Annotated in this window: 12 protein-coding genes and 4 pseudogenes; 1 reads left to right on the forward strand and 15 read right to left on the reverse strand. The window is 61.4% G+C overall.

Annotated features, from left to right (window positions below; genetic code table 11):
- Window positions 1-1,182, forward strand: a 1,182-nt coding sequence (locus B1991_RS17385) for a site-specific integrase (RefSeq protein ID WP_210772163.1), incomplete at its 5' end; no start/stop codon positions are given.
- Between the two features lie 11 nt (window positions 1,183-1,193).
- Here B1991_RS17385 and B1991_RS17390 read toward each other — a convergent pair.
- The 15 genes and pseudogenes from B1991_RS17390 to B1991_RS17445 form a co-directional block, all read right to left on the reverse strand.
- On the reverse strand, window positions 1,194-1,610 hold the full coding sequence (locus B1991_RS17390) for a hypothetical protein (RefSeq protein ID WP_136259948.1): 417 nt from the start codon (window positions 1,608-1,610) through the stop codon (window positions 1,194-1,196).
- A 10-nt stretch (window positions 1,611-1,620) separates the two neighbouring features.
- Window positions 1,621-3,783, reverse strand: coding sequence for a fibronectin type III domain-containing protein (locus tag B1991_RS17395; protein WP_136259949.1), 2,163 nt, complete (start codon window positions 3,781-3,783; stop codon window positions 1,621-1,623).
- A 15-nt stretch (window positions 3,784-3,798) separates the two neighbouring features.
- A complete protein-coding gene (locus B1991_RS17400; protein WP_136259950.1) occupies window positions 3,799-4,161 on the reverse strand; it encodes a hypothetical protein in 363 nt (120 codons plus the stop codon).
- 105 nt (window positions 4,162-4,266) lie between these two features.
- On the reverse strand, window positions 4,267-5,031 hold the full coding sequence (locus tag B1991_RS17405; protein WP_425466711.1) for a TipJ family phage tail tip protein: 765 nt from the start codon (window positions 5,029-5,031) through the stop codon (window positions 4,267-4,269).
- A gap of 42 nt (window positions 5,032-5,073) precedes the next feature.
- A pseudogene (gene gpJ, locus B1991_RS17410) lies at window positions 5,074-5,709 on the reverse strand (TipJ family phage tail tip protein); the annotation flags it as partial.
- Window positions 5,706-5,870 carry a hypothetical protein gene (locus B1991_RS18900; RefSeq protein WP_210772164.1) on the reverse strand — a complete coding sequence of 55 codons (165 nt, stop codon included), beginning with the start codon at window positions 5,868-5,870 and terminating at the stop codon, window positions 5,706-5,708. The gene B1991_RS18900 and the pseudogene gpJ, both read right to left, overlap by 4 nt.
- 9 nt (window positions 5,871-5,879) lie before the next feature.
- Complete coding sequence (locus B1991_RS17415) at window positions 5,880-6,248, reverse strand: tail assembly protein (protein ID WP_210772165.1); 369 nt, start codon at window positions 6,246-6,248, stop codon at window positions 5,880-5,882.
- Between the two features lie 24 nt (window positions 6,249-6,272).
- Window positions 6,273-6,404 carry a hypothetical protein gene (locus B1991_RS19140; RefSeq protein WP_281280653.1) on the reverse strand — a complete coding sequence of 44 codons (132 nt, stop codon included), beginning with the start codon at window positions 6,402-6,404 and terminating at the stop codon, window positions 6,273-6,275.
- Window positions 6,404-6,751, reverse strand: coding sequence for a hypothetical protein (locus B1991_RS17420; RefSeq protein WP_136259953.1), 348 nt, complete (start codon window positions 6,749-6,751; stop codon window positions 6,404-6,406). The genes B1991_RS19140 and B1991_RS17420 overlap by 1 nt, the downstream gene beginning before the upstream one ends.
- Complete coding sequence (locus B1991_RS17425) at window positions 6,748-7,014, reverse strand: hypothetical protein (protein WP_136259954.1); 267 nt, start codon at window positions 7,012-7,014, stop codon at window positions 6,748-6,750. Before B1991_RS17425 ends, B1991_RS17420 begins: the two co-directional genes overlap by 4 nt.
- Before the next feature lie 70 nt (window positions 7,015-7,084).
- Window positions 7,085-7,495: an NlpC/P60 family protein gene (locus B1991_RS17430; RefSeq protein WP_281280654.1), complete on the reverse strand. Its 411-nt coding sequence runs from the start codon at window positions 7,493-7,495 to the stop codon at window positions 7,085-7,087.
- Window positions 7,496-7,537: 42 nt separating this feature from the next.
- Window positions 7,538-7,645: pseudogene (locus B1991_RS19145) on the reverse strand (Mov34/MPN/PAD-1 family protein); the annotation flags it as partial.
- Window positions 7,646-7,818: 173 nt separating this feature from the next.
- A complete protein-coding gene (locus B1991_RS17435; RefSeq protein ID WP_136259955.1) occupies window positions 7,819-8,343 on the reverse strand; it encodes a phage minor tail protein L in 525 nt (174 codons plus the stop codon).
- Window positions 8,340-8,615, reverse strand: a pseudogene (locus B1991_RS19205) (phage tail protein); the annotation flags it as partial. The gene B1991_RS17435 and the pseudogene B1991_RS19205, both read right to left, overlap by 4 nt.
- Before the next feature lie 59 nt (window positions 8,616-8,674).
- A pseudogene (locus B1991_RS17445) lies at window positions 8,675-8,933 on the reverse strand (phage tail tape measure protein); the annotation flags it as partial.

Here is an 8,933-nt window from a genome sequence, read left to right on the forward strand (position 1 = left end):
GTCCAGTCCATCATGGGCGCAACCGATACGTCCCACGGACTCAAGTTGTTGTTTTCGTGCATATCTGCCTTATTTCAGCCGTCGCCAGATCCCGTGGAATCCCGCGCAATCCTTGCCGATCCCGATGCCAGTGTGCCAAATTTGCACCATTGCGGCCTTGGTACACTGGAAATGGCGACCTATCAAAAGCGCGGAAAGGCATGGCGGGCCATCATACGTCGCAAAGGCTATCCGACGATCTCAGAGACGTTCCCGACAAAGGGGATGGCCGAGACATGGGCGCAGCGCCAGGAACGTGCCATAGCGCAACAACGGGCACATGGAACATCTGACGCGGACGCCATGACGCTATCCGCGTTGATCGACTGGTACGTGAAGCATGTCGAAGCGCTGGAGCCGCTGCGGCGGTCCAAGGCAAGCGACCTGCAACGGATCAAGGGCTACGCCATCGCCGATCGCGTGGCGATCCAGTTGAAACAAGGGGATTATGTCCGGCACATCGAGGGTAGGCGTCGCACGGGAGCGGGGCCGGCGACGGTCGGTAATGACCTGATCTGGATACGCGGGGTCATCAAGGCGGCGCGGGCCAATCTGGACCTGCACGCCTCGCTGGAGGAACTTGCCGATGCGACCCGCTACCTTCGCGGCGCACGGGTGATTGCCAAGCCAAAGCGTAGGACGCGGCGGCTCCAGCCGGGCGAGGAAGATAGGTTACTGGCGTATCTGGACGCGCACTACCGCCTGCCGATGGGCGACATCGTGAGGTTTGCGCTGGCGAGCACGCGCCGGCAAGAGGAAATCACGCGGCTGCGATGGGCCGATCTGGACCGGGCAAAAGGGGTTATGGCGCTGGCCGATGTCAAACACCCGACATCCAAGACCGGCAACGACAAGACGTTTCGCATCCTGCCGGAAGCCATCGCCATCGTGGACCGCCAGCCGCGCGTTTCGGAGTTTGTGTTCCCGTTCAACGCCAAGACCATCGGATCGTACTTCACCGCCGCCTGCCGGATGCTGGGCATTCGCGATCTGCGATTCCACGATCTGCGGCACGAAGCCACGTCACGGTTATTTGAGCGCGGTTACGCCATCCACGAAGTCACTCAGTTCACGCTACACGAATCGTGGGCGACGCTGCGGATATACACGAACCTGCTGCCGGAGAACGTGCCGGAGAAATAGCCCCCGCGCGGTTACAACAGGTCGGCGGCAGACGATGCGTTCTGCACGTCCGCTGCCGCCGTGAGCGCGACACGGATGCTGGACGATGTGAGTAGCCCGGCGTGGATCGGGTCGGTCCATAGCGGCGCCGTGGGTTCGCCTAGAACGGCCATCAAACAACACCGCTGCACGGCAGACAGCCCGCCTAGGTCGGAGGTTTCCTGCGGCTTGGCAAGATGCCCGATCTGAGACGCGATGGGCCGCCCGCTTGGCAACAGGCGTTCCGTGCCGTCTGCGTCGATGGCGCGGGCCGTGGCGGTAATGAACACGTCGCCGCCGTCGCGCGCTTCGAGGGCGCAGGCGATGGCAACGGTCTCGCCCGTGTCCAAGGCCACGGCGGTTTCGCCGGGTTGCAGCCCGGCGGGCTGGGGGTCGGTTTTTGTGTACATGCGTGCTCCGTTAGACGGGGTTGCTCGGGGGGCGCCCGGTGCCGCCACCACCGCCGCTACCGCTGCTGCTGCCGCTGCTGGGGACTGTGATTTTTTTCGCGCCGATGTAGATACGCCCGTCGTTGGCGTACGCATCATCTGGATTGGTGCTCGCCACAAGGGTTTTCGCGCCGCCCGTCTGATCGGGGTCGTCCATGAAGAAATAGACGTTCGACGGGATGCCGCGCACGAGCGAAATGGACGTGGACGACGCGCTGTAATTGACGGTGTAGCTGCCGCCATTCAACGTCCATGCCGGCACGCTGATCGAGACGGATACGGGCGAGGTTGAGCCGGTGGGGATCGAGAAGCTGGGCGACGCCGGCACGTTCGTCTGGAAATTGGCAACGGTACGGGTCAGCAGGTTGCGCTGATCGCCGATGCGGTAGCCGCTGCCTGGGTTCGTCAGTTGGTTGCCCATCTGGCTCGCCGCGTCGTTGAACGGCGTAGCGACGCTCCCCACTTCCATCTTGAGATTCCGCCATGTCGCGACGCTGTTTGCCGCCATCGTGCCGGTAAATCGGACGGCGGCATTCACGGACGCCGTGCCGGTCGGAAGCGCCGACGTGATGGTGTAGCGAGCCAACGTACCCTGCGCCGCGGTGACGCGAGGACGCATTGCGGGATTGATCTCGGCCCCGGCAGAGTTCAGGAATCGCAATTCGATGAACATCGAACCCGTAAATGCCGTCTGGACGCACATGTCCGCAGAGAGCGTGATCGGCCCCACGGTGCACGGCAAGGTGAAACTGAACCCTTGGTCGATACTACCGGTGCCCGGAAACCAGCACATGAACATCGGCCCGCCATTGCCAAGCGTGTCATCCGTGCCCGTTCGCATGTTTTGCTGCGACCCGCCAATCCAGACAAATCCCGGAAGCCCGCTGAACCCAAGCGCTCCGCTCGGGTTTGGAATCATGTTGACTCCGGGCGCCCATATCCCCTGCTGCTGGGCGGGCGTAAATACCGCGCCGAACTTGGAGGCACCATCCGGCACTTCGTCGAGACTGCTGGGGTACTGAGTGCAAACCACGTTATCGACGTAGTACGCGCCGGCAGTCTGACCAACCGACACAAGGATGGTGCGCGCATAGACGGTCCCGGCAGGAGCCGTGCCCACCACGGTTGATCCGGCGGTGGTGGTGCCCGTAATCAGGTTACCTGGCGTGGTCGTAAACTCGACGCCTGCGGCGTTGCACCACGAAATGGCGACGAAACAGACGCCGTTGGCGCCCACCGCCTTGATCAAACCCTGCACTTTGTACACCTGCCCCGGCTGACATGCTGAAAGGCCAGAGTTCCGGAACACGCTGGTCGTCGTCCCGGTCATATGCTTGGCCGAATTGGGGCCAATGCCCGGCGTATTGCCGGCCGTGTCGATCGTCCAGCCCGAACCGGGGTCGGCGATCCAGCCGTAGCCCGTCGGCGCGATGTCGAAACCGCCATTGATGACGGGGAGCTGCGTGACTTGGCCTACAGCGGTATTCGCCGTCTGCTGGGCTGCGTCAGCTTTGGCTTTCGCTGCCGCATAGATCGCATTCAGCAGCGTTTGGCGCGTCGTGTACACATCCGCAAACGCTTGCCGGAACGTGCTGCCCACAATCGTGGTATCGCCGGTCAGGTCGCTCCATAACTTCGGTGAGGTCAGCGTTGCAAGGTAACCGGTCAGCGCCGACACCTTGCCGTCGTACGCCGTCTTTTCGGTCGTGATGCCGTACGCCGACGCCTGCGCGTCAATGCCAGCCTGCTCGGTCAGGATCACGTTGTTGTCGCGGATGACAACGGGCTTCTCGCCGGCACTCAGCACGTTGTCCGACGCGATGGCGGCGAGGGCGGCATTGGCGGCATCGGCGGCAGCCTTGGCATCGTCGGCCTGCCCGGAGATGTCCGCTAGCGACGTCGGCAGCGTGCTTGCATCGCCCACGACGAAAGCGTCACTCTGACGCGGCAAGGAAGCGTTGCCGTCACGCGCAATGGCCCGCACGCGTGCGGTATACGTGCCCGCGCTGACGCCCACCACGTCAACCGACAGGCCGTACGGGTTGCCCACGGGCTTCCATTCGCCGTCGTCCCGGCGCCACTCCACTTCGTAGCGGATCGCGCCCGGCGCCTGTTCCCATGAAATCGTGAGCACCGAATAAGTGGCAACCTACCCCACCACGGCGTGCGCGGATAGTGTCACCGACAGCGGCGATGACTGTACGCCGGTTTTCAGCACCGAAATGGGCGGGACAACGATGGCCGTCCCTTCATCGACCGCGCCGAACTTGCTGGCGTTGTGCTGCAATGCGGTGATGGTGAAACTGATATTTTCGTCGGACTTGTCTTCCGTGACGGCCAGCACGCGGTAGGTTTGCGCGGCGAGCGTCGTGGATTCCACCGTCCATACGGATTGGGCCAGCGGGGCCGATGTGAAGGCGCTGGATACCGTTATGGTATTGCCCGACACTGCGGATACGGTGCGCGTCTGACTCACACCATCCGGCATGACGACAATCAGCGTGTCGCCCACGGCCACGGTCGGCGCGGCATCGACAGTAACGGCGGTCGTCGTGGCAGAATGGACGCGCCCACCCTGCCGTTTGCCGGCACGCGCGGAGTCGGCTACCGTAATGATCTAGCCCGGAGCCGCTACGGCGCCCTCAAGACCGACGCTGAAAGTCACCGTGTCGGTTTCCATCCGCGACGTCAGCAGCAGCCACTTGCCGAAGCGCTGGGCCTGCCCCTGCGACGTGCAGCCGAACGCAGTCGCGGTGGCTTGCTGGAAGCCGTAGCGGGCGATACCTTCCGCGTCCTCCACGTACTCGATCTTGGTGCGATAGAAGTTGCGCGGGTCGTTCCAACTCACCAGCGCGGAGGTATACCGCGTCTTGCGGGCGCTGGCCGAATAGCTGAACTTCCCGTCGATGACGTTGGCGTTAGTGTACGGATAGACCGGATCGCCGGGCATGTCGGCGCTGGCAACAATAGTGCCGTTGGCCCAGTACGAAATGCCCCGGAACGCGCTGGAAAGGTCGTTCAGCAGCTTGTACGCGTCAGCCTGCGTTTGCAGATAGACGTTGCACGCGAAACGTGGCTCCGTGCCACCATGACCATCATCCACCATGCCATCGCAATACTGCCCGATGCGGTACAGCTCCCACTTGTCCACCTGCGCAGGCGAGACAAGATGGCCCAGGCCGTAGCGCGTATTCGTGCAAAGGTCGTAAAACACCCACGCGGGGTTATCCGACCACGACGGCTTGAACGTGCCATCCCATACGCCGGTGTAGGATCGGTCGGTGACGTCATAGTTCGACGGCACCTGAATGATGCGCCCCCACAAATCATAGGCGCGCTGCGGGATGTTCGTGAACTGCGACGCATCGCCCATGACGCCCATGAGCGCCGAATCAGGATAGGCCAGCGCGGAATCGACGATTTCCGTGTAGCTGTCGATCGTCGTCGTGTCTTGGATCGCCGAGCTGTTTGCGTTGGCCGTGAGCCGCGTAACGCGCACCTGCCATCCCGTGGTCGCGGTCGGCAAGTCGATGCGGTGCGACCGCTGAAATTTGGTCGTCGTCTTGCCGGTGAACGATCCGGTGTAGACCTGCTGATACGCGCCGCCATCGGTCTACAACTCGATCTTGTAATTGATCGTGTAGCCGGTGATGTCGCCGTTGGTCGTGTTGGCCTTCGACAGCGCGGGCACGCCGAGCGTGACGCGGATGGCGTCCAGCGCTGGGTTCGTGATCGAACGCACCCACGGCGTAACGGCTTTCAGCTCCACGCTGATACCAATCTCGTTTTCCGTCGAATCGAAGCCGGGGATAACGGTCTGATCGGGCGTGCCGGTGCGCTGCTCGATATGCGCCTTGGGGAAGTTCAGCGATCCGTCCGGGTTCGCCATCGGCGTTTCGTCCAGATAGATCGACTGCTGCCCGTTCACCAGTCCGCCAATCTCGCCCTCACTGACCAGATCGAGGATACGGAAGTACGCGATGCTGCGCAGGTTGTCCGGCGATTCGGTTGGCGTATGTGTCGCTCCGCCGCCCTTGGCGCCGCGAATATCAGTAGTCATGCGGGAAGCACGTCATAGGGGGTTTTCGGGTTCCACGGGCCGCCACCGGGGACGGTGCCGCCGCCGTCGATGCCCGCATTCTTCGGCGAGTAGTCTTCGGCATTGATGCCGGCGGAAATCACGGCGCTGCCCACGATCATGCGACCATACAGCAGCGGCACGGGGTTGCCCTAGGCTTGGGTATTCACCGCGCCGTTGAACGAATAGGACGGCTCGTTATCGACGGACTTGTTCTTTGTGCCGTGGGGGACGGGCGTTAGGAGCTGGACAACGCCACCGATAATCATGCCCCAGCCGGCCGTCATCATGGCGCCGCCGATAGGCGCTGCCAAGCCGAAAGACATACCAGAAATCCACGCGCCTACGATAACAAGTACGGCGCCAAGAATGATGTTGAATACGCCGCCGTTCTTGCTCCCCATGATGATCGGCGCGATTCGGATTTCATCGTTCCCGACGGGATCGTTCAGCTGGTCTTCCGTGATGTTTTCTTTGCCCCGGAACACAGCAAAGCCTACACCGTTATCCTTCGCCCGCATGAGATATGGCGTTATGGCGGGGAACTAACTGCGAAGGTAGCTCATGGCCTCTGCGGTCGTGTTAGTTTCCAACGCGACGCGATGGATGCGGCCGAACATCGAAGCCATTTTTCCGTAAAGCCTGATCGTCGTCAGGCGTGACTTGCTGGTGGTCATCAAATGCACCTTTCCGCAACCTTCGTGAACTTGCCATGTCCAAACACGTCACCTGCGCGATAGTAGACTTTGACCGTGGACCCCGTGGGTGTCGGCGAAATATCTGCCACGCCGTTTGTACCGGAATAGATATTGGGGAGCGAGACGGAATATCCGCCGTTCGGCGTCGATGCATGATTCACTGATACGCCCATGAACTCACCCCACCCGTTGGCGATACATTGACCTACGACGATGGGTGTTTTATTTGAAGTCAGATCGAGGTCTGGCTTTTTCTCACGCAAGCCGGCAACGCTCGCACAGCCAGCCATCGCTAGTACGGTCAGGACGATTAATGTGTACTTCATGCTTGATCCTGCGCCGTATTGACGGCGATCTGCCGCAGGCTTTTGACAATATCCGCCACAGCCAACAAAAGAGGCGTGGCGACAATCCCGGCGGCGCCAATGATGGCGAGATATGTGCTAGAACTCATAAGTCCAAATATGACTAGTAAAATTGATGCAATGAAATTGAACCATGCAAGCAGCCAAATGATATCCGGAATACCATTCAGCGGCTCAAGTTTCGCGGGCTTCTCAATTTCGATCATCTCTTGTGCGCGTTCCATATCCGACCCCTATTCAGGTGGCCCTAGCATACATCGCTTGCCGCTGTCACGCTGTAGGATTTCACCTACGTCACAACAGGGACCGATGCCGCACGATCTGGCGGGTGTATTCAAGGTACTGGCCGGCGTACAGGTCGCGGGAGCTTAGACGCCCGTACAAGTGATGCAGCATCCATCCGTCGCCAAGGTAGACGGCCGCATGGTTCGGCACGCGGTTCTTGCTGCGGATCTGCATGAGGATCACGTCATGCTTGCGGATGGGGCCTTCGGCGGGGACAAACCCGGCTTTCGGGAAGCCTTCGGTGTACAGGTCAGAGTGTCCGTCATCCCACCAACCATCGTGGCGCTCGAAGTCCGGCAGGGTGATGCCAAGCTCTCGCCGATAGTAATCGTTCACCAGTTGGATGCAGTCCAGCACGCCATGCGTGAAGTGCCTTCCCACCAATGGCGCCTCGTACCCGCAAGGCTCGACCTGTGCCACTTCGCCCGCGACAGGCTCGCCATCTTCGGGAAGAACAGAAACGATGTACCACGGCAACCCTGACGCCTCGCATGCCACCTTGTCAGCCTCACTGGCACGTGCCGCTTCGTCCGGGTGCGAATGGACAATGGCGACAATCTCGCCCATGTCCTCGGCGGTCGCGTAATCTTCCGGCGCAAGCTGGAAATGCTCGCTGGCGGTCTACGCCACATTCCGACAGAGGATGTAGCGTTCGCGACCCTTGACGATGACAACAAGACCGCACGCCTCGCGCGGATACTCCGACACGGCGTGGTCTTTGATGGCGGTGATCGTTTCGGGTTTCATCGGGTCAAGGATGCTGCGGGGAACTCTTTTGCGGTGATGACGCGACGCGGCAGTTGCACGCCGTTGAAGTCCAGCGCGGACGAAAGCTCGAACTGCACGGCGGTCGAATCCTCGGCCGCCTTGCGCTCGATGTACCAGATGTCAGGGGGGAATTCCTGCGTCGGATCGGCCGTAGGATTGGTGCCGCCGAAGTTCGCCGCGTCCAGGTATTTGCCCAGCGTGCGATGACGCTTCACGATGGCGCCGACCATGTCCTGAAACTGCAGGCAGGCCGCCGTGATGCTGCCGTCGATATTCGCGACAGTGAGTGTCGGCGTGGGCGGCTTGGACGGCTGCAACTCGAAGCCTTCCGCATCTATCGGCCACGGCGTGTATTCGATGCCCTGCCAGTAGATCGGCCCGACTTGCGTGTACCCGTGGAAGCGCAGCACGTCGCCGCTGATCGCGGTCGCGTCGATCTCGAACAATTCCACCTTGGCGCCGGGTTCCAGCGTCTGAATGTCGCCGCGTAGTGTCGTCACGGGGCGAATACCTGCTGGAACTCTGCCGACAGCGAGCGGACATTGGCCACGGCCGGCGTGGTCGTGTACGTGGCGCAGCGATACAGACCTTGAACGCCATCGGGCGGAGTCCAGTAGAACGATTTGTAACCCGCCTGCGCGTCAAGGAAGGCGATGACCGGAGCCAGTTCTTCGCTGTAGACGTCGGTAATGCTGACCGTCCACTTACCGACCTTGTTGTTCAGTCCGTCGGCAACCGTCTGGCTGTACCCGTCGCCGAACTGCGCCGTGCGTACGCGGAACGTGGTCTAGCCGGTCGTGCCGGCGTCCACGGTGAAGTTGAACGTATCCGTCATGAGTTCCGCATCCGCCAGAGTTGTCCGCCTTGCCGTGATTCGCTGGTCATCACTTCGCGCACCTTCGTTTCAATCATCTTGCCGAGTTGGCGAGCAGAATCCGCGTTGGTATCGCCAGTGGTGTCGGACTTGGAATTGCCGTTGCCGTCCACGGTGACGTTCGTATTGATGACGATGTCACCTTGCGCGCCCATCGACTTCACGCCGAGCTTGCCGTCACTGCCGCGCGACAGCGGCATGATGGCCTCGGGACCC

The sequence above is a fragment of the Rhodanobacter lindaniclasticus genome (genome assembly GCF_004799035.1).
GTDB classification, from domain to species: domain Bacteria; phylum Pseudomonadota; class Gammaproteobacteria; order Xanthomonadales; family Rhodanobacteraceae; genus Rhodanobacter; species Rhodanobacter lindaniclasticus.